Source organism: Alcanivorax sediminis, from assembly GCF_009601165.1.
Classification (GTDB): Bacteria; Pseudomonadota; Gammaproteobacteria; order Pseudomonadales; family Alcanivoracaceae; genus Alcanivorax; species Alcanivorax sediminis.
Genome location: NZ_WIRE01000001.1, coordinates 2,925,585 through 2,948,975 on the forward strand (window position 1 = coordinate 2,925,585; position 23,391 = coordinate 2,948,975).

At 57.2% G+C, this 23,391-nt stretch carries 20 protein-coding genes; 4 read left to right on the top strand and 16 right to left on the bottom strand.

Annotation, left to right across the window (positions count from 1 at the left end; all coding sequences use genetic code 11):
• Nucleotide 1: 1 nt before the first annotated feature.
• A complete protein-coding gene (gene nirB, locus GFN93_RS13370) occupies nucleotides 2-2,530 on the bottom strand; it encodes a nitrite reductase large subunit NirB (RefSeq protein WP_153501535.1) in 2,529 nt (842 codons plus the stop codon).
• Nucleotides 2,531-3,140: 610 nt separating this feature from the next.
• On the opposite strand from nirB, the gene GFN93_RS13375 reads away from it, so the two are divergent.
• On the top strand, nucleotides 3,141-4,610 hold the full coding sequence (locus GFN93_RS13375; protein ID WP_153501536.1) for a NarK family nitrate/nitrite MFS transporter: 1,470 nt from the start codon (nucleotides 3,141-3,143) through the stop codon (nucleotides 4,608-4,610).
• Nucleotides 4,611-4,669: 59 nt separating this feature from the next.
• Nucleotides 4,670-6,394: a bifunctional protein-serine/threonine kinase/phosphatase gene (locus tag GFN93_RS13380; protein ID WP_153501537.1), complete on the top strand. Its 1,725-nt coding sequence runs from the start codon at nucleotides 4,670-4,672 to the stop codon at nucleotides 6,392-6,394.
• Nucleotides 6,395-6,560: 166 nt separating this feature from the next.
• On the opposite strand, the gene GFN93_RS13385 is transcribed toward GFN93_RS13380, so the two are convergent.
• Together GFN93_RS13385 and GFN93_RS13390 are read right to left on the bottom strand one after the other, a co-directional pair.
• A complete protein-coding gene (locus GFN93_RS13385; RefSeq protein WP_153501538.1) occupies nucleotides 6,561-7,103 on the bottom strand; it encodes a DUF1285 domain-containing protein in 543 nt (180 codons plus the stop codon).
• Nucleotides 7,100-7,735, bottom strand: coding sequence for a TetR/AcrR family transcriptional regulator (locus GFN93_RS13390; protein ID WP_153501539.1), 636 nt, complete (start codon nucleotides 7,733-7,735; stop codon nucleotides 7,100-7,102). Before GFN93_RS13390 ends, GFN93_RS13385 begins: the two co-directional genes overlap by 4 nt.
• Nucleotides 7,736-7,953: 218 nt before the next feature.
• Between GFN93_RS13390 and GFN93_RS13395 the strand changes: the two genes are divergently transcribed.
• Complete coding sequence (locus tag GFN93_RS13395; RefSeq protein ID WP_153501540.1) at nucleotides 7,954-9,075, top strand: aminotransferase class V-fold PLP-dependent enzyme; 1,122 nt, start codon at nucleotides 7,954-7,956, stop codon at nucleotides 9,073-9,075.
• A gap of 40 nt (nucleotides 9,076-9,115) precedes the next feature.
• The gene (locus GFN93_RS13400) at nucleotides 9,116-9,964 is read left to right on the top strand and encodes a hypothetical protein (RefSeq protein WP_153501541.1); all 849 of its coding nucleotides are present in this window, start codon (nucleotides 9,116-9,118) and stop codon (nucleotides 9,962-9,964) included.
• On the opposite strand, the gene GFN93_RS13405 is transcribed toward GFN93_RS13400, so the two are convergent.
• The 13 genes from GFN93_RS13405 to plsX all read right to left on the bottom strand — a co-directional run bounded on the left by GFN93_RS13405 (nucleotide 9,923) and on the right by plsX (nucleotide 23,254).
• A complete protein-coding gene (locus GFN93_RS13405; protein WP_328594651.1) occupies nucleotides 9,923-11,569 on the bottom strand; it encodes a S1 family peptidase in 1,647 nt (548 codons plus the stop codon). The genes GFN93_RS13400 and GFN93_RS13405 overlap by 42 nt on opposite strands.
• A gap of 491 nt (nucleotides 11,570-12,060) precedes the next feature.
• Complete coding sequence (gene rmuC / locus GFN93_RS13410) at nucleotides 12,061-13,374, bottom strand: DNA recombination protein RmuC (protein WP_153501542.1); 1,314 nt, start codon at nucleotides 13,372-13,374, stop codon at nucleotides 12,061-12,063.
• The gene (locus tag GFN93_RS13415; protein WP_153501543.1) at nucleotides 13,371-14,162 is read right to left on the bottom strand and encodes a TatD family hydrolase; all 792 of its coding nucleotides are present in this window, start codon (nucleotides 14,160-14,162) and stop codon (nucleotides 13,371-13,373) included. Before GFN93_RS13415 ends, rmuC begins: the two co-directional genes overlap by 4 nt.
• 225 nt (nucleotides 14,163-14,387) lie before the next feature.
• Nucleotides 14,388-14,735, bottom strand: coding sequence for a PilZ domain-containing protein (locus tag GFN93_RS13420; protein ID WP_035233973.1), 348 nt, complete (start codon nucleotides 14,733-14,735; stop codon nucleotides 14,388-14,390).
• Between the two features lie 78 nt (nucleotides 14,736-14,813).
• Nucleotides 14,814-15,815 (bottom strand): DNA polymerase III subunit delta', encoded by a 1,002-nt coding sequence (locus GFN93_RS13425; RefSeq protein WP_153501544.1) that lies wholly within the window; start codon nucleotides 15,813-15,815, stop codon nucleotides 14,814-14,816.
• The gene (gene tmk, locus GFN93_RS13430) at nucleotides 15,806-16,432 is read right to left on the bottom strand and encodes a dTMP kinase (protein WP_153501545.1); all 627 of its coding nucleotides are present in this window, start codon (nucleotides 16,430-16,432) and stop codon (nucleotides 15,806-15,808) included. Before tmk ends, GFN93_RS13425 begins: the two co-directional genes overlap by 10 nt.
• Nucleotides 16,429-17,487: an endolytic transglycosylase MltG gene (mltG, locus tag GFN93_RS13435; RefSeq protein ID WP_153501546.1), complete on the bottom strand. Its 1,059-nt coding sequence runs from the start codon at nucleotides 17,485-17,487 to the stop codon at nucleotides 16,429-16,431. Before mltG ends, tmk begins: the two co-directional genes overlap by 4 nt.
• A 264-nt stretch (nucleotides 17,488-17,751) precedes the next feature.
• Nucleotides 17,752-18,567, bottom strand: a complete 816-nt coding sequence (pabC, locus tag GFN93_RS13440; RefSeq protein ID WP_235901844.1) for an aminodeoxychorismate lyase — start codon at nucleotides 18,565-18,567, stop codon at nucleotides 17,752-17,754.
• Nucleotides 18,568-18,596: 29 nt separating this feature from the next.
• Entirely contained in the window at nucleotides 18,597-19,835 is a 1,239-nt protein-coding gene (gene fabF, locus GFN93_RS13445; protein WP_328594652.1) for a beta-ketoacyl-ACP synthase II, read from the bottom strand.
• 200 nt (nucleotides 19,836-20,035) lie between these two features.
• Nucleotides 20,036-20,269, bottom strand: a complete 234-nt coding sequence (acpP, locus tag GFN93_RS13450; protein WP_035233967.1) for an acyl carrier protein — start codon at nucleotides 20,267-20,269, stop codon at nucleotides 20,036-20,038.
• Nucleotides 20,270-20,456: 187 nt separating this feature from the next.
• Entirely contained in the window at nucleotides 20,457-21,188 is a 732-nt protein-coding gene (fabG, locus tag GFN93_RS13455; protein WP_153501548.1) for a 3-oxoacyl-ACP reductase FabG, read from the bottom strand.
• Between the two features lie 24 nt (nucleotides 21,189-21,212).
• Nucleotides 21,213-22,139: an ACP S-malonyltransferase gene (fabD, locus tag GFN93_RS13460; RefSeq protein WP_153501549.1), complete on the bottom strand. Its 927-nt coding sequence runs from the start codon at nucleotides 22,137-22,139 to the stop codon at nucleotides 21,213-21,215.
• 83 nt (nucleotides 22,140-22,222) lie between these two features.
• Nucleotides 22,223-23,254, bottom strand: a complete 1,032-nt coding sequence (plsX, locus tag GFN93_RS13465) for a phosphate acyltransferase PlsX (protein ID WP_153501550.1) — start codon at nucleotides 23,252-23,254, stop codon at nucleotides 22,223-22,225.
• Between the last annotated feature and the right edge of the window lie 137 nt (nucleotides 23,255-23,391).

A 23,391-nucleotide genomic window follows, 5' to 3' on the forward strand; every position in this document is an offset into this window, starting at 1 on the left:
CTTATGCCTCCTCAACCAGTTCGATACGTTCATGATCGTAAGCCGGACGACGCTGACCGCGCTCACGCACGTATTGCAGGTTGTCGTCGGCGCTCTCATCGTTGACGAAATGCTTGAAGCGCTTAACCGCTTCCTCGTCTTCCACCGTGGTCTTCCACTCACACTGGTAAGTGGCGATCACGTGCTTCATCTGTTCTTCCAGTTCTTCCCCGATGCCCAGCGAGTCTTCCAGAATGACTTCCTTCAGGTAGTCCAGGCCACCTTCCAGGTTTTCCAGCCAGACGCTGGTGCGCTGCAAACGATCTGCCGTCTTGATGTAGAACATCAGGAAACGGTCGATGGTTTTAATCAGCTCTTCATCAGACAGGTCAGAGGCAAACAGGTCGGCGTGACGGGGACGCATGCCACCGTTACCACACACGTACAGATTCCAGCCTTTCTCGGTGGCAATGACACCCACGTCCTTGCTCTGCGCTTCGGCGCACTCACGGGTACATCCGCTGATGGCCATCTTCAGTTTGTGCGGGCTACGCAGGCCCTTGTAGCGCTCTTCTACCTGGATGGCAGTGCCGACAGAGTCTTTCACCCCGTAGCGACACCAGGTAGAACCGACACAGGACTTCACGGTACGCAGGGACTTGCCGTAGGCGTGACCGGTCTCAAAACCAGCATCGACCAGGATCTTCCAGATTTCCGGCAGTTGCTCCACGCGTGCGCCGAACAGATCAACACGCTGGCCACCCGTGATCTTGGTATAGAGGTCATACTTCTTGGCTACTTCACCCAGCACGATCAATTTGTCGGGAGTGATTTCACCACCCGCCACACGGGGTACGATGGAATAGGTGCCATCACGCTGCATGTTGCCGAGGAAGTAATCGTTGGTGTCCTGCAAACCGGCGTGGGGCTTGTTCAGCACATAGTCGTTCCAGCAGGACGCCAGTACTGATGCTGCCGTCGGTTTACAGATGTCACAACCGTCACCTGTGCCGTGCTTCTCGAGCAACTCGTCAAAGGTGGTGATCTGACCAACACGCACCAGGTGATAAATTTCCTGACGGGAATACGGGAAGTGTTCGCAGAGGTGGTTGTTCACTTCCACACCACGTTTTTCCAGCTCGCTGTCCAGTACCTGCTTCACCAAGGCGGAACAACCACCACAGGTCGCAGAAGCCTTGGTACAGGCTTTCAGGTCACCCACGGTCATGGCGCCACCATCGATCGCGGCGCACAGATCACCTTTGGACACGTTATTACAGGAACAAATCTGGGCGGTGTCGGGCAATGCGTCGGCACCCAGCAGCGGCGCACCATCGGATACCGGTGCCACCAGGGCAGCCGGATCACCCGGCAAGTCCATTTCGTTCAGGCACAGCTGCAGCAAGTTGCCGTAATCGGCGGCATCACCGACCAGCACCGCACCCAGCAGCTTCTTGCCACACTCACTGATCACCGCTTTCTTGTAAACGCCTGCGGTCTGATCCATGAATACGGTACTGCGACAGCCCGGAGTGCTGCCATGGGCATCGCCGATGGAGGCCACGTCGACACCCATCAGTTTGAGCTTGGTGCTCATGTCAGCACCCTGGAAGGACTTGTCAGCCTTGCCCATCAGGTGTTCGGCAGCGATTTCCGCCATCTGGTAACCCGGCGCCACCAGACCAAAGATGCGGCCATTCCACAGCGCCACTTCACCTATGGCATAGACATCGGCATCGGAGGTGAGGCAGTGGTCGTTGACCACGATACCGCCCCGCTCGCCCAGCTCCAGTTCGCAGGCGCGACCCAGTGCATCCTGGGGACGAATACCGGCAGAGAACACAATCAGGTCGGTTTCCAGATGCTTGTCTTCACCAAACACCATACGGTGCTTGCAGCTTTCGCCATCGACAATTTCCTGGGTGCCGGTGCTGGTATGGACCTTCACGCCCAGCTCCTGGATCTTGTCCTTGAGCAGCGCGCCACCAAAATCATCGACCTGTACGGCCATCAAACGCGGAGCAAATTCCACCACATGGGTTTCCAGACCAAGATCGTGCAGCGCCTTGGCCGCTTCCAGCCCGAGCAGACCGCCGCCCACGACGGTACCCACCTTGCCACCCTTGCTGGCGGCAATCATGGCGTCCAGATCGTCGATGGTGCGGTACACAAAGCAGTTTTCGCGATCGTTACCCGGGATCGGCGGCACGAAAGGATAAGAACCGGTGGCCAGTACCAGCTTGTCGTAAGAGAGGGTTTCACCGGTGTTGGTCGTGACGGTTTTCGCCGCACGATCAATGCTGTCTGCGCGGGTCTTGAGCTTCAGGGCAATGTTGTGCTCTTCAAAGAAGCCCTGCGGTACCAGCGACAGGTCATCGGCAGTCTTGCCGGAAAAATAACTGGTCAACCCGACACGGTCGTAAGCCGGCAGCGGCTCTTCACACAGTACGGTAATGTCGAATTGCTCACGGCCACCCTGGGCAACCAGCGCTTCCAGATAACGCTGACCTACCATCCCGTGTCCGATCAAAAGAAGTTGTTGCTTGGCCATAAGGCTCACCCTCGCGGTGCGTAACTGACACCGACATACAGCAAGGGCTGTGCCAACTTGTTAACCCACTGTTTTTGATAAGCTTTTATTGATTATTTGGCGAAGAAGCGCATTTCAATGCATTTTTTTAATGCGTTAATGCACGACGACGATGCACCTTTTCGTGCACCTCCATGAGTCATAATTGCGCGCCAACGATGCGCACTGCTCACATTTCAGCCTTTCTGCAGCTGCATTCTCCCGTTGCTGAAAAATGCCCCATTCGAGCACCCAGCCTTTCCTGTATAAGGAAGGCGCAACAATATCAGCACCAAACACCACCCAGCCTTTATCTGCATACAGGCTCTACCCCCTGTCCGGCACATGGAGAGCACAACCTCGACGCAGCCCCAAAGCACTCATTTGCAGCAAACTCCGGAAATCCCGTTTTTGCACACATGGAGCGCATCATTTTCGCCCCATGATGCAGCCAAAAGCCTCACTATCCTGCACAAACTTTCTCACTTTTAGCCCAAAACAGAAACAAACCCTTTAAATTCAATACCTTAAATGTTGGCACGACGATTGCTTTAACCGCTGCATCGACCAACCGCCCGTGGATGGAGCCATCATGAGCGCCGACAAGCTGAACCTTCTTAATTTTTCTGCACCGCGCATCCGCCTGCTACACCTGAGCTGGATCGCCTTCTTCATTACCTTTGTTGTGTGGTTTTCCCATGCGCCGCTCATGGGGCATCTGCGTGAGGCCTTTGATCTGACCACTGAGCAGGTCAAGGCCTTGCTGATCCTTAACGTCGCCCTGACGATTCCTTCCCGCGTCATCATCGGTTCGCTGGTAGATCGCTACGGTCCCCGCAAGGTATTCGGTTCTCTCCTGATCATCTCCGCCTTCCCTTGCTGGGCATTTGCCATGTCCACGACATTTGAACAGCTGGCCATTACCCGTTTGCTGCTGGGTTTTGTCGGAGCGGGCTTTGTTGTCGGCATTCGCCTGATTGGTGAGTGGTTCCCGGCAAACGAAGTGGGTCTGGCTGAAGGTGTGTACGGTGGCTGGGGCAACTTCGGCTCTGCCGCCGCAGCGATTACCCTCCCGACTGTCGCCATGATGTTTGGTGGCGATGATGGTTGGCGCTGGGCCATTGCCAGCACCGGCCTGATCGCCCTGCTTTATGGCCTGGTTTTCCTGTGGCGTGCACGCAATACCCCCAAGGGTTCTTCCTACTTCAAGCCCAAGCGTAGCGCGGCGCTGGAAGTCAGTACCAAGCGTGACCTGTACTTCTATCTCGCCATGAGCGTACCGCTGTATGCCGCCCTGTTGGTCATCGTATGGCGTCTCGGTCCGTCCAACCTGGCCCTGTTTGGCACTACACCCCAGTACGTCTTGATTGCCCTCATCCTGGCTCTTGGCATCGTGCAGATCGGTCAGGCGTGGCGCGTTAACCGCGAGCACCTCAAGGAAGGGGTGGATGAACACGACCGTTACAGCTTCAAGCAGGTTGCCATTCTTGACCTGTCATACCTGGTGACCTTCGGTTCGGAGCTGGCCGTAGTGTCCATGCTGCCCCTGTTCTTTGCCGACACCTTTGGGCTCGAGCCAGTAATGGCAGGCCTGCTCGCCTCCGGTTATGCCTTCATGAACCTGGCGGCCCGTCCCGGTGGCGGCTGGCTCTCTGACAAGTTTGGCCGCAAGAAATCCCTGATTATCCTGCTCGCCGGCCTGATGGTGGGTTATGGTCTGATGAGTCAGATCGGCAGCACCTGGCCCGTGGCACTGGCTGTTATTGCCACCATGTGTTGTTCCTTCTTTGTTCAGGCTGGTGAAGGCGCGGTTTTTGCCACCGTACCGCTGATCAAGCGCCGTCTCACCGGCCAGATTGCCGGCATGGTAGGAGCCTACGGCAATACCGGCGCCGTGATTTTCCTGACCGTGCTGACCTTTGTGGATCCCAGCACCTTCTTCCTGGTGATTGCTGCCAGCGCCGCCGTTGCTCTGGCTGCCGTCCAGTTTCTCGATGAGCCCAAAGGGCACATTGCAGAAATCGACGAAAAAGGGGAAGTTCAGCTTATCAAAGTGGGCTGAACCAAACAGGGCCGGCCGATTCTGGCCGGCTCGTTCAGGAATGAACACAGGATTTGACGATGGACGCTTCCACTGCACCGGTTTCACCTGCCAGCGCTCCCTTGCAAAGCACCGGCAAGGATCCGGATCTGGCCCCTCGAGTTCGCATCGGGCAATACTCCGACAGTGGCCCCAAGCTGCATAACCAGGATGCTCTGGCCATGCAGATCCCTGAAGGTACCCTGTTGCGAACCAAGGGTATCGTGGCGGCACTGGCGGATGGGCTGTCCACCGCTGGCGCAGCGCGTGAAGCGGCCGAGTCCTGTGTGCTCGGTTTCATCACCGATTACTATTCCACACCAGCACTGTGGAGCGTGCCACGGTCTGCACAGAAAGTACTGGAAGCCCTGAACCGCTGGCTTTGCCGCCAAACCCTGGCTGGCGAAAGTCACCTCTGCACGCTGTCCCTGCTAATACTTCGATCACAGACAGCTCACCTGTTCCAGGTGGGCGACTCACGTATATGGCGCCTGCGTAACGACAAGCTGGAATGCCTCACTCGCGATCACAGCCGCATGTTGGGGGATAACCGCCAGGTGCTGACCCGAGTGATGGGAGGAGATACTCGTCTGGATGTGGACTACAGCAGTAGTGATCTGCAGGTGGGTGATATTTTTCTGCTCACCAGCGACGGCGTGCATGGTTTTCTCAGCCGCTCCCGCATGCAAGGCATCCTGCGTGGTTGTTCTAAGCCTGAAATTTGCTCCCAGGCTTTGGTAGAAGCAGCTCTGGCCAACGGCAGCGATGACAACTTGAGCTGCCAGGTACTGGTGGTCGATGCACTGCCAGATGCCAGTGCCGATGAAGTGTTACGTCAACGAGGCAATCTTCCCTTACCCCCACCTCTCAGCCCCGGAGTTCGTGTCGATGGCTTCACCGTACTTCGCGAACTCTATGCCAGTGTACGAAGCCACTTGTACCTGATCGAAGATGAGGAGGGAAAACGCTCTGTTCTGAAAACCCCCTCGGTCAACCTTGAAGACGACCGTTTTTCTCTCGAGCGCTTTGTCATGGAAGGCTGGGTGGGCAATCGGTTACGCAACCCGCATCTGTTACGCTACTTACCCATTCCCGAAAACCCCAGCTGCCTCTATCAGCGTCTGGAGTTCATCGACGGGGTCACGCTCAAGCGCTGGCTTAAAGATCACCCTGACGCCCCGGTGGAAGAAAAACTCTATTTGGCAGACCAGTTGCTGAACGGTATCCGTGCCCTGCACCGTGCCGACGTGATTCATGGTGACCTGAAGCCGGAAAACATCATGGTCGACAGCAATGGCCTGGTGCGTATCGTGGATTTCGGCAGTTGCCACTGCCGGGGTATGGAGCAAGCCAATGCCGGCATTCCCCTGGGCACACGGGATTACAGTGCACCGGAGCTGGTAGAGGGGACGACGCCGTCCGAACAGAGCGATCTGTTCTCAGCGGGCGCTATTATTCATGAAATGCTCACTGGCGCCTTACCCTGGCAGGGCCGCTATGAGAAAGCCTCCCACCAGCCACTGCCGCCACTGCAGGGGCTGAATGCCTTCATTCCCTTGTGGATCAACAATGTGCTGCAGATTTCGCTGCAACGGCAACCCAACCAGCGCTTTGCCGACGCCGCCGAATTCCGCGACGCCCTGCGCCGTCCAGTGCGCAGCGTGAGACAAATCAAGGACACCAGCGTCAATGAATTACGCCTCTGGAAAGGCGCCTGTGTCGTCTTGCTCATGCTGCTGATGATTAGCGTCAGCCTGAATCAGTGAGCAACACGATAATGAATAGTTAATAATTAATAGCTGCGCGTGCAGCGACTGTCTTCATCCCAAGCAATGAGGCCGCGCCCAAAGTCTGGGCGCGGCCTCATGCGTTTCAAAACACGAAAACCCGTCTTGCAACGTTATTAACTATTCATTATTAATTATTCATTCTTCATTCTTCCAGCGCGCCCAGCTCAAACCTCTCCCCGCCACTCTCAACCACCAGCTTGCCATCGACTTCCTTTCCCCAATCAATCAACTGATAGAAGGCGCTGCGTCCGATGAGAGCACGCAGGTTCTTGCGCACGGTAATGTAGGGAGACGGCTCTGCGGTTTGCGGATCGATCTCGACCCAAATGGGGTGATCGCCGGAGGCAACCACATGGCTGCCCACATTGGTGGTGAAAACCAGCTTGCCATCCACTTGCTGAACCTCACCTGCAACAAAGGGGGCGTCGTCGACCTGAATACGCAACTTTTCCACCGGCGTGATCAGGAAATAGTCCTCTCCCTCACGCAGCAGAATCGTAGAAAACAGTGCCACCATCCGCTCCCGCTGGATGGGTGAGCCCTCGTAATACCAGGTCCCATCACGGGCGATACGCATGTCGATGTCGGCATGGCGTTGTGGCTTCCACTGCTCCACCGGTGGTAACCCCTGCTCGTCCTTTCCCGCTTTTTCCAACAGGGAAAGCAGGTCGTCGGCCTTGTTCATCGCGGGCCCCGCTGTCCCTTGTTGCCCATGCGGATGCCGATCTCGATCAGGAAGTCGAGGAAATCATCCTTGTCATCAATCAGGCGCTTGTAGAACGGCGACTCCATCAAGGCCACAGCACCGTGTGCCAGCGCCCAGGCTGAGCAGATATGGTAGATTGGCGGCACCTCTTCCAGCGAGCCCTCCGCCACCCGGGCTTCCACAATTTCGGTCAGCCGGGCAAAGTTGGCCTCGCGAATGCTATGCAGTTTCTCCACCAGTTCCGGCAAGGCATGATCCTTGATCACCTTGTTTTCCAGACGGTCAAACAACTGATAACGCTTGGGGTCGGAAATGCGGAAGCGGAAATACTCCCGCACCAGCCTTTCTTTGTTGTCTGCGTCCGAGATCTGCTTGAACACTTCTGCCAGATCCTCTTCATAGCGGATCATCAATAGCAGGTAGATCTCGTTTTTAGTCTCAAAATGCTTATAGATGGTGCCCTTACCGATACCTACACGGTCGGCAATCATCTCCACCGTTACCCGGTCTTCGCCTTCCTCCAGAAACAACTCCAGAGCGGCATCAAGAATCTGCCGTTCACGCTGACGAAACTCCTGCGCTTTACGCGTGGCTTTCTCCAGGTCACCCATCCATTTCTCCTTGAGCATGACAGGGCTGGCTGATAGCCCTGAAACCATCCCGGTTCAGGCAAGATGATACTGCCTGTGGTTCCCGGTGTTCTGCACGTGTGATTCTAACGTATTCCTTTTTTTTACGCATACGACAGCGGCGCATTACCTCGAAACTGTTTACCCTGTTAACCAGCCATCAGCATGGCAGCAATTTTGCCACCCGGACAGGAGTCACCATGAGCACGCCAGCCTCGGATCACCCCGAGTTTCCCCAGCAGGATGACCTTATCTACCTTAACCACGCCGCCGTTGCGCCCTGGCCTGAGCGCACTCGCCGCGCGGTGCAAGCCTTTGCGGATGCGAATTGCCAGGTGGGCGCCCGTGATTACCCGCACTGGCTAAAGGTCGAGCAGCGTCTGCGGGAGCGCCTGGCATGGCTGATCGGTAACGTTGCCACTGACGAAATTGCCTTGTTGAAAAACACCTCTGAAGGCCTCTCCGTTATCGCTCAGGGACTACCGTGGCAACCTGGCGATCAGGTCGTGATCAGTGACCAGGAATTCCCTTCCAATCGCATCCCCTGGCAGGCGTTGGCCAATCAAGGCGTCGAGGTGATCGAAGTTGGGCTAGGGGTGGATGATCCAGAGCAAGCGGTCATTGATGCCATCACCCCAAGTACCCGCCTGGTCTCGCTGTCCGCGGTACAATACGGTAGCGGCCTGCAAATGAATATGACGCGAATTGGTCAGGCCTGCAGGGCGCGCGATATCCTCTTTTGTGTGGATGCTATCCAGATTCTGGGGACCCAGCCCTTCGATGCCAATGAAGCTTGCGCAGACTTTGTGGTCGCCGACGGTCACAAATGGATGCTGGGGCCCGAAGGCCTTGCGCTGTTTTACTGCCGCAAGGAAGTACAACCCAGGCTCACACTGCGCCAGCACGGCTGGCATATGATCGCCAACGCCGGCGACTATAGCGAACATGAGTGGCAGGTAGCCGATAACGCCAAACGTTTTGAATGTGGCAGCCCCAATATGCTCGGTATTCATGCGCTGGAGGCATCCTTGTCGTTACTTCAGGACATCGGCATGGCTGAGGTAGAGCGTGAACTTCAGGCACGGGTGCAGTACCTCATTGACGGGCTGCAAGAGAGAGGCGCAACGCTGATTAGCGCCATGGCACCAGAGCGACGAGCCGGCATTGTCACCTTCCGGCTTCCTGACGAGTCGCCTTCCGAGACTTTCCAGCGTCTCAAACAAGGTGGCGTGGTCTGTGCTGAACGGGGCGGCGGCGTGCGCTTCTCTCCCCACTTTTACACGGCATTTTCTGTCATCGACCGGGCGCTGGCCCTGTTGTAAGCTCCCTGCAACCAGTAACAAGCCAGAACAGCGAGTACAGATGAGTAAACAGCGGGCGGTGTATGAATGGTGCTGTCAACAGCTCCAGCGTGACGAAAGCCACAGCGGTCAGCCCAGTGCGGACCTGGACAGCCTGCGCACCGTCATCCGCCCTTGCGATGTGCTCCTCGTTGCTGGTCACAGCAACATCGACCGCACCTTCAAGGTGATTGGCGACAGCCGGTATGCCAGGGCGGTTCTTTATGTGGGCCGCCTGCACGACGTGGCCGACCCCGCCCTGCGAGCCCTGCTGGCGGATTACACTCCCTGCGAGCCGGACACCCAGCTGGTCATTGATGCCAGCCTGGAGCGAGGGCTGATCGTGGAGCCACTATCAGCGCTGGAAGGAAAGCAACTACGGGTATGCCGCGCTCAGGGCCTGAGTGACAGCGAAGCACAGGATGTGTTGCGTTATGCGATTAGCCGGATTGGTGCAGGCGGCGGGCGCTCCTGGGCTGCTCTTTGCCTGATGGCCCTGGTGCCCTGGCGCTGGCTGCCACTACGCTGGCGTACAGCACTGTTCAGGCGCTGGGCAGGTGAATTGGTCAAGGCACTCAGCGGCACCGTGATTTCTGATGCATTCAGCTTTGTTCAATTTCCGGTATTACCACTGGTAAAGGAAGATGGTGCCGGAGCAAGGCTGCTTCGTCTGCAGCCCCGCGCCATTACTGCTGCCGATTTTGATCACTCGCCTTACTTTGACATCGTCAAGGCGCCCTTCCAGCTCAATACCATTCCCAAAGGGATGGATGCGGTACCATGGAAAGGGAACCAGGGTGCGTTGGCACCTGAGCGCCAACGCCACCTGTCACTGGTTGAGCCGCCGGCGAACAGCACCCCCGGCCAGTAATAGCAGAGCAAGCCCCGCAATAGCGCCGCCCCCACCACCACCGGAATCGCTTGCCGGGCCGGGGGCGCTGGTGGTGGCGACACTGCGTGCCAACGCAGGATAACTGGCCGCCTGATTGTCACCGCTGGGAAAATCACCGTTGTCGGTCCACACTTTGACAGACACTACGCCGTAACCACTGCCCTCCATAACCAACTGCTGGACAGCCACTTCACCTGGTGCCATGTCCCCAAGACCGCACTGCACCAGTTCAGAGCCATAACAGCTATCCGGCACAATCGCCTGCCAGCCATCGGGCATCTGGAAGCCCAGTCGAGCTCGTGACGCTGCACGGTGAGTCGCCGCATTCTCCACCCGGGCAGTCATCACCACCCTGCCATCAGAACGGCGCTGGCTGGACACGCTGAGAACTATGTCTGGCTGGTCGCTGAATACCAGCTTGAAGCTCTCGGAAGGCAGGCTGAAATAGTCGTAGCCATCACTGGAAGGTCGCACGTTAACGTCGCCGGCCCATTCTTGCCCACCATTACTGAATTTGAGGTTGATAGAGCCCAGGCCATCACCTACGTAGAGGTTCTTGCCAGCGGTACAACGGGTTTCGTTCGCGCTTGCAGCTAAACAACTCCAGCCAGACACTGAGACCGCCAAACCTGCCTCATGACGAACCGTGAGCCCCACATTGGTCGCTTTATTGATCACACTGCGGTTGATAAGACTGGCGTTGACACTCAGCGCGGTTCCCGGTGCCTGATAATGCTTTTCCGGTAACCCCTGGGTTTCCAGATCCACCAGCAGCCCGGAGGTGGCGCTTTCCAGCCAGTCCAGATAGCTGTCGACCCGGGTGTACACACCTGGAACACCGCTGGTGGCACAGGTGTCGTGCCCGTAGCTGGTGATCCCCACCAGCCATTGCTGGCCGTCCTGGCTGTAAATCAGTGGGCCTCCGCTGTCACCACGGCAGGTGTCCTGCGCCTTTGGGGCAGGGTCCATTTCACCGGCACAGATCTGGCCACTCCAGATCTGGCTCCACTGGCTGGCACAGTAGCTATAGGAAACGTAATCCAGCTGTACCTGCTGCAAGGTATCGGAAAGTGTCTGGTCACTGTTGTTGGTATAGCCCCAACCAAGGGCAAGCAGGGACTCCTTGGGGCTGGCTGTGATTTGCTCAACCACTTCGACCTTGGCCAGGTCCATGGTGCTCAGCTTACTGGGTGAATCCAGGCGCAACAGCGCGATATCGTTATGATAGTTGTCAGACCGATAGGAAGGGTGCACCAATACAGAAGAGATACCATGATGCTCCAGTGCACTATTCAACCGGTTGGTGCCACCGAGAGAAACGAACAGGATATCTGCCGTCAATGTTTCTCCATCCCCCACAACACAGTGGGCCGCTGTTACCACCCACTGAGGGGCAATCAGGGTGCCACCACACAGCGTTGAAGACCTTGTTGGATCACCGGAACGGCTGATTTCCACCTCGGCCATCCAGGGCCTCACTGTTGTTACATCCTGTCCCCCGATGATTCGGGGCTGGGCCTCTGACGCCGTTACCGTCTGAACCAGCCCCGTCCAAAAACACAGAACCAACATCAAACGATACATAAGGACACCTTTCTCTACTCAAACATTACGCAGAGATACTAACCAACTAATACCAAAGTACTGTGTGACTTGGTTCAGGTATTAGAATGACAAGATGAAATTATTAGTAAAAATTACCTATGACCAGTTAGTCAGCGTCATTTTTTAGCAATTTTGATGCATATGCGTTTATTTTTAACGGAGTTCGCGCATGTTGCTCTGGCCCTCACCTGACAAGTCAAAGCGCATAATGGAAGTAGCAGCGAACTTGGGTCCACAAGCTGTCAGGACCGGTATCGGAGGAGTCCAAAGCCGGGTTCTCCAGGAGTCAATACGACTAGTCGAGACACGAGAAAGGAAAGGGATTGGCATTCAGGGGAAGACTGTATGGCCTTTGCTCGATGTTTCATGTCCTCTGGGCAATTGCCGTTACATCAACTCGTTACGGTAACCCGCCAGTGTCTGGCTGAAAATACCAGGTAATCGCCGCCCGGGACCGGGCGGCAGAAAGGTCAGGCGTCGATCTCGTCATCCTCCGCCCGAGGTAACGCACGGCGGGCTTTGGCGCCAAGATCCATCAGCTGGTTCGCCTGGCGCAGCAGGTTACCCCTGCCTTGGGTAAGTCGGCTATGGGTGGTTTCCCATGCGGTATGGGCCTTGTTCAGCTTGTCACCCAGATCCCCAAGTGACTCGTCGATCAGGGACACTTGGTCACAGATCTTGCCGGCCCGGTCGGCAATATCCAGCGCATTACGGTTCTGGTATTCGTAGCGCCAGATATTCTGAATAGTGCGCAACGTCACCAACAGCGTTGTGGGACTCACCAGTACAATATTGCGTGCGAAGGCGTCCGTATACAGGCTGGAGTCCTGCTCCATGGCCACCATGAAGGCACCTTCAATGGGGATGAACAGCAGCACGAAATCCAGGCTCTGAATACCCTCCAGACCACTGTAATCCTTGATATCCAGCCCTTTGATATGACTCCGCAACGACGCCAGATGCTCGCGCAGAGCCTGCTCTCGCTCTTCCTGTGTGGTTGCTGAAGACAAGCGTTCATAGGCTATCAGCGACACTTTGGCATCGACCACCACATCCTTGTTTTCCGGCAAACGCACAATGGCATCGGGCAAGCGCCGCTGGCCACTCTCATCCTTGAAAGCCACCTGGGTTTCATACTCGCGGCCGCGAGTGAGTCCGGAAGACTCCAACACCCGCTCGAGAATCATCTCCCCCCAGTTACCCTGGGTTTTAACCTGCCCCTTGAGCGCATCGGTGAGGTTTTTGGCGTCCTCATGCATCTGCTGATTCAGCCCGCGAAGCTGGCTTAACTGCTCCATCAAGGTAGCCTGGGTACGGGTTTCATCACTGTGGATCTGATCCACCCGACGCCGGAAGTCGTTCAGCTGCTCCCGGAAAGGCTTCAACACCCCGTCCAGCCCCTGATGCTGCTGTTCTTGCAACTGCTTGCTGCGCTGCTCGAAGATCTTTGCCGAAAGGTGCTCGAATTCCTGCTTCAGTAGCTCACGGCTTTTCTCCGCAAACGCCAGCTTCTCTTCCTGCCCTGCCAGGCGCTCTTCCAGGCGCGCCTTTTCAGCGGCGAGCTGCTGGGCACGGGACTCAGCATCACGATGCTGCTGTACGGCGACCTGAAGCTGCTCCTTGAGCAACGGTAACTGAGCCAGCGGCTCGCGAAGCTGGTGTTTCTCTTCCTGCCACTGCAAGGCGAGATGGCTCTGGCGGCGGCGCTCCAACAGCCATACAAGCAATGCTGCCAGGATCGCGCCCGCCAGAGCAGCCAGACCCGGGATCAGGAACTGATTCATCGTTGTGCCTTCTCGAAGAGAGTAAAGAAATTGTCGGCGGTAATCTGGCCAAGCTGTTCCACTGTGACGCCTTTCAGCTCAGCAACACACTCGGCCACATTGGCGACAAAGCGGGGCTCATTAGGTTTGCCGCGAAAGGGTACCGGCGCCAGCCAGGGAGAATCGGTTTCAATCAACAGCTTTTCAATGGGCAGCGCCTTGACCGTGTCACGCAGTGATTGCGCGTTGCGGAAAGTGACGATGCCGGAAATGGAAATATAAAACCCCAGATCAATGGCCTGCAGCGCCATATCCAGATCTTCGGTAAAGCAGTGCAAGACTCCCTTCACTTCCCCCCCGCCGTGTTCTCGGAGCAGATTGAGGGTATCGTCTTTAGCGCCCCGGGTGTGCACCACGAGCGGCAGCCCGGTTTCCCTTGCCGCCTGAATGTGTGCAATGAAATAGCGTTTCTGCCAATCCCGCTCTTCCTTGGCATAGAAGTAATCCAGCCCGGTCTCACCGATGGCAATCACCTTGGGATGAGCAGCCCGTTCCAGCAGCTCTGCCACCGACGGCTCACGGGATTCCTTGTAGAGCGGGTGCACGCCCACACTGGCAAAGACATGCGGATACTGCTCGGCCAACGCCTGCACATTCGGGAAGGTCTCAAGGTCCACGCCAATACACAGCATATGACTGACGCCCGCCTCCTCAGAGGCCGCCATCATGGCCGCAAAATCACCGTCATGGGCATCCAGGTTCAGACGATCAAGGTGACAATGAGAATCCACAAAAGTGGCAACAGACATGAATAGCTCCAAAGCATGAAACGGTGGCAAGTGTAGCAGATATGCGGTGGGCCACACGCCTGACGCCGGATGCCAGACGCAAAAAACGGCAACCTCCTCCCGGAAATTGCCGCTTTCGTGTCCGAAACGCATCAGCTCTGTTTCGGCATTGTTTATTTCTTCCAGCTTTTAGCTTTTAGCTTTTAGCGTCAGGCGTCAGGCGTCAGGCGTCAGGCGTCAGGCGCCTCACATCGTATGCGTAGGTCGATCTGATTCCAGCGAGCCGGCCAGATGATTCTCGATGGTCACCCTGGCGGTATCATCCTGATCCGAGAACTGCACGCCGATACCGGCACTGCGGTTGCCCTGGGCACCTTTGGGAGTGATCCAGACAACCTTACCGGCCACCGGAATCTTGTCCGCCTCATCCATGATGTTGAGCAGCAGGAAAATCTCCTCACCCAGCTTGTACTGCTTGTCAGTCGGGATGAACAGGCCGCCGTTGGTAATAAAGGGCATATAGGCCGAGTACAGTACCGCCTTGTCCTTGATGGACAGAGAAAGAATCCCGCTACGTCCGCCGGGCATCTTCATAGGGTTTGCCTCATGGTCGATTTGGCGCGTCATCGGAACGCCAGCCAGTACGACTTTATTATTAAAGTTGTATAAAGGTTAGTAGCCCACCGGCACAGCGTCAACGCCTACCAGTACCAGTAACCACTGCTCGTAGAGCAGCTCCTTGTTGGGGTTGGCTCCTGACAACAGTGCCCGGCGCCCCTCCAGCACCCGTTGCGCGGCCCGTAATAGCCGTGCCGCGGGCACCGCCGCCGCCAGTCGTTTCAAGAGCGGTGCCAGCTGCGGATCCGCAATCTCTTCCTCAGCCACAGACTGTTTGAGACTACGCCCCAGCCAGCCATAGATCACTGCGGCCATCTCAATAGGGTCATGCTTGGCCAGTACCGAGGAGGCCTGGGCAGACGTTTGCCGCCCTTCCGCCACCGACACCACCGTCTCAAGCAATCGGGCCCGGTCAGCGAACCAGTCTGCCTGTTCCAGCGCCAGCGCCTGCAGCGGCGCGCCCTGAGCAGCATCAAGCAGTGACGAAGGGTCACTGGCCTGCCCTTGCAGCCACTCCAGCGCCTGCTCGCGGGGAGGCAGCCCCAGCGTGCGCTGCTGGCAACGGCTGCGAATGGTCGGCAGCAGCAGGGTTGGCTGATCACTGATCAGCATCAGCAGGGTCTTGTTACCTGGCTCTTCCAGGGTTTTGAGCAGGGCATTCTGGGCGTTACGGTTAAGCGCTTCCGCTGGCGAGAGGATAGCGATCCGGTAACCGTCATACTGGGCGGTGCGGGTGGCAAAGTTGACCAGTTGACGCACCTGATCAATCTTGATGACCTTACTGCCCTCTTCCGGGCTCAGGCGATGGTAATCCGGGTGCGTACCCGCTGTACTCAGCTGACACCCCTGGCATTTTCCGCAGGGGAAGTCGCTACCGCTGTTACACAGCAGCGTCTGGGCAAGGGATTCAGCCAGGCGAAGCTTGCCAATGCCTCTGGGACCGCTGATTAACAGCGCATGGGGCAATCTGTCCTGACGGTGCTGATCCAGCAGGCGCGCCATTTCGTCCTGATGCCAGGGCAACGGCACCTGCACACGGGCTGCGGTTACGGCCATGACAGCATCTCCTCGATCAAAGGCGCAATCTGGTCGCGCACTGCCTCCAGCGGCTGCAAGGCATCCACCACCCGGAATCGCCCGGGCTGCTGATTCGCCCGTTGCAGATAACACTCGCGGATCCGCTCAAAGAAAGCCATGTCTTCCTGTTCAATTCGATCCAGCGCCGCACGCTTGCCTGCCCGGGCCATGCCGGCCTCCACAGGAATATCGAAGAGAATCGTCATGTCCGGCTGACTGTTGGCCACTACCCATTGCTCAAGGGATCCGATGGCTTGCCGGTCCAGCCCACGCCCTGCCCCTTGATAGGCCCAGGTGGCATCCACAAAGCGATCACACAACACCCATTCCCCGCGCGCCAGCGCCGGGCGGATCTTTTCGGCCAGGTGCTGGGCTCGGGCCGCAAAAACCAGCAACAGCTCGGTATCGTCCGCCATGGTCTCTTCAGAGGGTGCCAGTAGTACCTCACGGATGGACTCAGCCAACGGGGTTCCACCCGGTTCACGGGTAAGCAAAACCGTCTTTCCCGCGGCCCTCAGCCGTTCCGCTAACCATTCCATGTTGCTGGATTTGCCGGCACCTTCGCCCCCTTCCAGAGTGATGAAGCGTCCACTCATTGAGCGGCACCCGGCGAAGATCGGTAGCCGTTGCGCCGACGCAGCTGATACTCACGTACGGCTTTCTCATGCTGGGCAAGCGTCTTGGAAAAATAATGGCTGCCATCACCGCGGGCCACAAAATACAGTGCTTCGGTGCTCTGCGGGTTCACCGCAGCAAGAATAGCTTCCTTGCCGGGCATGGCAATCGGCGTGGGAGGGAGGCCAAAAATCGTGTAGGTATTGTAGGGCGTGGGCCGGCGAAGATCCGAACGGCGAATATTGCCCTGATAACTGTCTCCCATGCCATAAATAACCGTGGGGTCGGTCTGCAGGCGCATACCCTTGCGCAGGCGATTGACGAACACACCTGCGATCTCGCCACGCTCTTCAGGGACACCGGTTTCCTTCTCCACAATGGATGCCATGATCAGCGCCTCATAGGGCTCATCATAGGGAAGGTCGTCCGCCCGATCAGCCCAGGCATCATCCAGTACCTGCTGCTGACGGGCCATGGCGCGCTGCAGCAAGGTCAGGTCAGAGGTGCCGCGGGTATAGAAATAAGTTTCGGGTGCAAACCAGCCCTCAGGGTGGCGATCCGGATGGCCCAGCTTCTCCATGATCTGCTGATCGGTCAGACCATCGAGGGTATGCGTCAGGGTTTCCTGCGCCGCCAGTCGCGCGCGCAGCTCACGGAAGTTCCAGCCCTCCACCAGCGTGACGCTGCGCTGCAACACTTCGCCACGGTCCATTTTTTCCAGCAGTGCGAGCAGGGAGTCGCCCTCTTCAAGCTGATACTCACCCACATGCAGACGGCCATCCATGCCAGTAAAGCCGCTGTACAGGCGCGCACCAAGCCGACGGAGCGTGGCATTGTGCCCATCGCCCAGCAGCCCCTCCCGCTGAAGGTTGTAAAGCACACGGCTCAGGCCAGCGCCCTGCTCGACCACCACAACCTTGGGTTCGGTGACCCCCAGGGGACGATGAAGATAGCTACTGACCCAGGCACCCGCCAGGGGAACACCCGCCACAAGGAGAAGGACCAGTAGTCCAAACACTCGAATTTTTTTTCGCATAAGGGAATTGTAGGGCCTGTTAACAGGAAAGCTACCGGGAATGTTAGGGTTCTTCGCAGGTTAGCGTGAAAACCACGCTCCCACCGTTTGGCGATATTGTCGCCACCGGGCACGCCTTGCCAGACGCCGGATGCATGATGCCCCCCAGGCCCATTTCTGATGGGCCTGCCTGTGACAGCCAGCCCACCCTGCCTCCCGGATTTAATCCATTTAAACCCAAAGTTTGCAAAGGAGATTCCAGAAAGGAATGGCCCAGTTTCGGCGTCAGGCGTCAAACAGTGAATCCACCTCGGCTTGCAGGGCCAATACCGTATCCGGCACCCCCCATCGCCACTGAGCCAGTTTACGCACGGGGAGCACACCGACAACACTGTTGGTGAGAAACACCGTCTCAGCATCGCGAAGCTGTGACAGCGGCCGCAAATCGCAGTGGACTGATTCGCCACGGGAGCGCAGTTGTGTCAGCAGCCACTCGCGCATTACCCCGGCCACGCCGGCATTGGCCAAGGCCAGATCCGGTGTCCACCAACCGGTTTTAAATCGGGCGAACAGATTCATGGCGGTAGCTTCCAGGGGCTGGCGACGAGCAGAGAGCATCAAACCTTCCTGCCAACCCTGACGAGCCACCTCGGCCCGGGACTGCACCTGGGCAAGACGGTTCAAATGTTTTTGCCCGGCAAACGGATCCGGGAAAAGCGGCTGAGAACAGACCCCCATCTCAATCCCATAACAACGATCGTTGTCGCTCCAGGCAGGCAGATCCGCTGTCTGCCAAAGCAAGGAAGGGGTCGCACTGGCGGGAGGCAAATACCCCCTTCCGCCGGTGCCACGGGTGAGGATCAGCTTGATCAGGCCCGGGCCAGCAAGGGAGGACGTTGCCTGATTCAGCGCCTGTTGCAGTTGGGCCTGATTCGGCAAAGGAATGGCCAACGCTCGGGCGCCGCGGCCCAGGCGCTGAAGGTGCAGCGCCTGCAAGGGAATGGTGCCATCAGCAGCGACACGCATCGTTTCGAAGAGGCCGTCACCGTAGGCAAGGCCCCTGTCACGGCTATCGAGCATGGCAGGTTGCCGTTGGCTCATCCCTTCATCCTTGATCCAGGCGCATGGGTTTACAGCTTCTTGAACAGCAATGAACCGTTGGTTCCGCCAAAACCGAAGGAGTTTGACAGCGCATAGTCGATATTGCGCTCTTGCGCCACGTTGGCTACCAGATTCAGATCGCAGCCTTCATCCGGGTTTTCCAGATTGATGGTAGGCGGCGCAATGGAGTCACGGATGGCAAGAATAGAGAAAATCGCTTCTACCGCACCGGCTGCCCCAAGCAAATGGCCGATCATGGACTTGGTGGAACTCATACAAAGCGAATGAGCATGATCGCCAAACAGGGTTTTCACTGCGGCCACCTCGGCAAGGTCCCCCATCTGGGTAGAAGTACCGTGCGCATTGATGTAATCCACCTGCTCCGGCGCCACCCCCGCGTTCTGCAGGGCATTACGCATGGCGCGCATGGCGCCATCGCCGCCTTCTGCAGGCGCGGTGATGTGAAAAGCATCATCGCTCATGCCATAACCTGCTACTTCAGCATAAATGGTCGCGCCACGGGCGACGGCGTGTTCATACTCTTCCAGCACAACGGCACCGGCGCCATCGGCCAGCACGAAACCGTCACGGTCCTTGTCCCAGGGACGACTGGCCGCCTGTGGGTCGTCATTACGGGTTGAAAGCGCACGAGCCGCAGAGAAACCGGCCATACCCAACGGAGTAGAGCCTTTCTCGGCACCACCTGCGACCATCACATCCGCCTGCCCCAACTGGATCTGCTGGGCAGCAAAGCCGATGTTGTGAGTCCCGGTTGTACAGGCGGTCACCGTGGCAAAGTTCGGCCCTTTCATGCCATACATGATGGCCAGGTTACCGGCGATCATGTTGATGATCGTGCCGGGCACGAAGAAAGGAGTGAGCTTGCGAGGACCGCTATCGAGTAGTTTCACGTGGTTTTCTTCGATATTGGTCAGACCACCAATACCGGAACCGAAAGCCGCCCCCACACGCTCAGCGTTCTCTTTCTCCATATCCAGGCCACTATCACGAACTGCCTGAATGGCTGCAATCAGACCGTACTGGATAAAGATGTCCATTTTGCGAGCATCTTTCGGAGAGAGGTATTCAGAGATATCAAACTCCGGCACCAGGCCGGCGAATCGAGTCGAAAAGGCCTCGGTATCAAAATGCTCGATATTGCGAATACCGCTCTTGCCTGCCTTGATGCCCTCCCAGGTGGAGGCCACATCAGTACCCAGCGGGGTAAGCATTCCCATCCCTGTGATTACAACTCGCCGTAAGGTCACCCGAATTCCTCCAGTACGCTCAAATGTGGAGCATTAACTCTATTGAATGCGACAAGATTACTACAAAGCCGCGCATATCACGCCGCGATTATGTAAGCGGCTGTTAGGATTTCAGCAGTGAGATTACCTGAAATCCAGCCACAAAAAAGCCGCAAGCTCGAGGAACCTGCGGCCCTTTTGTAGTGCTCAACAACTAAAACTTAGCTGTGGGCTTTGATGTAGTCTACAGCGGACTGAACAGTGCTGATTTTCTCAGCTTCTTCGTCCGGAATCTCGGTCTCGAATTCCTCTTCGAGAGCCATCACCAGCTCAACGGTATCCAGGGAGTCTGCACCCAGATCTTCAACGAAGGACGCTTCAGATTTTACGTCTTCCGGCTTAACACCCAGTTGTTCCACGATGATTTTTTGTACGCGTTCTTCGATGCTGCTCATGATCCTATAACTCTCCTGATTGATGGTGTGCTAGCACCTGTCAGCGGCTATTCTAGGTGAACGCCGTTTGCGCTTGCAAGCGAACTGACCCGGTGCGGTTTCTTCAAGTTTTTCCAAATATTTTTCTCTGTAAAAACAGTCAATTACACTGCACCACAGAGATTCACTCTTGTGCCCGCTTTTGGCGCTAGCCGGTAAACATACCGCCATTCACGTGCAAAGTCGTGCCAGTTACATAGCCGCCACCGTCGCTGGCCAGCCAGGCAACGGCACTGGCAATCTCTTCCGGCTGCCCCAGACGGCCCAAAGGAATCCCTGACAACAGGGACGCTTTTTGCGCCTCCGGCAGAGCATCCGTCATGTCTGTCTGAATAAAGCCAGGAGCCACAGAGTTAACCGTGATGTTACGCGAACCCACCTCACGGGCCAGTGCGCGGGTAAATCCTTCTACCCCCCCTTTTGCGGCCGCATAGTTGGCCTGGCCCGCATTCCCCATGGTGCCCACCACAGAACTGATATTGATAATCCGTCCCCAGCGAGCCTTGGTCATGCCTTTCAGGCAGCCCTTGCTGACACGGTATAGGGAATTGAGGTTGGTGTTAATCACATCATCCCACTCATCATCCTTCATACGCAGCATGATGTTGTCACGGGTGATGCCAGCATTATTCACCAGCACCAGCGGCGCTCCGAACTCTTCCGCCACACTTTTCAGCGTGGTTTCAACGGATTCGCGATCTGCCACATTCAGCACCTTGCCAGCACCGTTGGCACCCAGCGCCTCGCCGATAGCAGCGGCGCCGGCTTCAGAGGTGGCCGTACCCACAACAAAAAAACCGTCTTCGATCAGCTTGTTGGCAATTGCCCGGCCAATACCGCGGCTGGCACCGGTCACCAGCGCTACTTTTTTATCAGTCATTCTGTTTTCTCCTGACAGAAATCTTTACAGGCCCAACGCCTTTTCAAAGGCGTCGCCGCTTTCAAGCGGGCTGGCAACCATTTCGCGATCAATACGCTTGATCAAGCCGCACAGCACCTTACCCGGACCACACTCGTAAACACTGGTGACCCCTTCCGCGCCCAGCGCCTGAATGGTCTCTACCCAGCGAACCGGGGAATACAACTGACGCACCAGTGCATCACGGATTTGCTCCGGTGCGCTTTCTGCCACCACGTCCACATTGTTGATGACCGGAATTTCAGCGGCATGGAAATTAGTGGCATTGAGCGCTTCTGCCAGCTTGTCGGCCGCAGGCTTCATCAAGGCGCAGTGCGAAGGCACGCTGACCGGCAGCGGCATGGCACGCTTGGCGCCCGCTTCCTTACAGGCCGCGATGGCACGCTCGACCGCATCAGCGGCACCGGCAATGACCACCTGACCCGGCGCATTGAAATTCACAGCTTCAACCACAGAACCATCGGCGGCCTTTTCACAAGCAGCACGCACTTGCTCGTCATCCAGCCCCAACACTGCTGCCATCTTGCCCTCACCTTCCGCAACCGCCTGCTGCATAAGCTGGCCTCGGGTGCGCACCAGACGCACGGCAACGCCCAGGTTGATTACACCGGCACAGGTCAGTGCGGTGTACTCACCCAGGCTGTGGCCGGCCAGATAATGCGGGCGCGGCCCGCCACTCTGTTCCCACAGACGCCACAAGGCGACACCGGCGGTCAGCAGCAACGGCTGGGTATTTTCGGTCTGGTTCATCAATTCCTGCGGACCATCCTGGCTCATGGCCCAGAGGTCCAGATCCAGAGCGCCGGAGGCTTCCTGAAAGGTTTGCTTGACCGCAGGGCGATCAGCGAAGTCCGCCAGCATTCCCAGTGACTGAGAACCCTGACCGGGGAAAATAAAAGCAGTTTTGGACATCTCTTATCCTCTTTTCACGCGCCGCAGTATGCCCGGTTTAGCCAACACTGTCCGGGCAAGGCTGCAACAAAGTATTGCCAAAATCAGGCGTCAGCCGCTTCGGGGGAATCTGTCGGGGCCAGTGCATCGCGGATCAGAGCCGGCACATTACGCCGAGCCTCCAGCTCCGCCACCTCAAGCGCACTGATGAAGCCTTCAATGCTGGTGCCACCATGACTCTTCACCACGACCCCTTTCAGGCCCACCAGACTGGCACCGTTATAACGGTCCGGATCCATACGCTTCTTGAGGCCCATGATCACCGGCAGAGCCAGCAAACCACTCAGTTTGCGCAACCAGGAATGAGCGATTTCCTCCCGGATCATGTTGCCAATCATCTTGGCCACGCCTTCCATGGTTTTCAGCGACACATTACCCACAAAGCCATCACAGACCACTACATCCGCCTCACCGGCGAAGATACCGTTGCCCTCCACGAAACCGACGTAGTTCATGTCTCCGGTTTCTCGCAGCAGCGCCGCAGCTTCCTTGATCTGTTCATTCCCCTTGATGTCTTCCTCACCAATATTCAGCAAGGCAACACGGGGGCTCTTAATGCCGTCCACCGCGCGCACCAGCGCCTGCCCCATCAAGGCAAACTGCACCAGGTGTTCCGGTTCGGAATCCACATTGGCGCCCAGATCAAGCATGTGGCAATGGCCCGTGGAGGTCGGGATGGCTGTACAGATCGCAGGGCGATCCACGCCAGGAAGCGTCTTCAGGACAAAGCGGCTGACCGCCATCAATGCGCCGGTATTCCCTGCGCTGATCGCAGCCTGGGCTTTGCCTTCCTTGACCTGGTTAATCGCCACACGCATGGACGAGTCTTTCTTCTGCCGCATGGCAACAGCCACAGAATCGTCCATCTCGACCACTTCGGCAGCAGGCTGAACAATAATGCGGGCATGGTCCTGCAGGCCATGCTTCTGCATGGCCTCAGCCAGTGCTTGCGGCTGGCCTACAAGAATAATGTTGAGATGATCATGGCGGGAAAGCATCCGCGCTACGGCGGGCACTGTCACGGACAAACCGTGGTCGCCCCCCATGGCGTCAACCGCCAGCGTCACAACCGACATGGGCTGCTTCCTTATTATGCGATTAGTGAATTCGAGGCCGACATTCTGACAAAAAAAACGCGGGGAAACAGGATTCCTCGTATCCGCTTACAAAAAATCCTCCCGAAGGAGGATTTCTGCTGGCCACAGGGGCCATA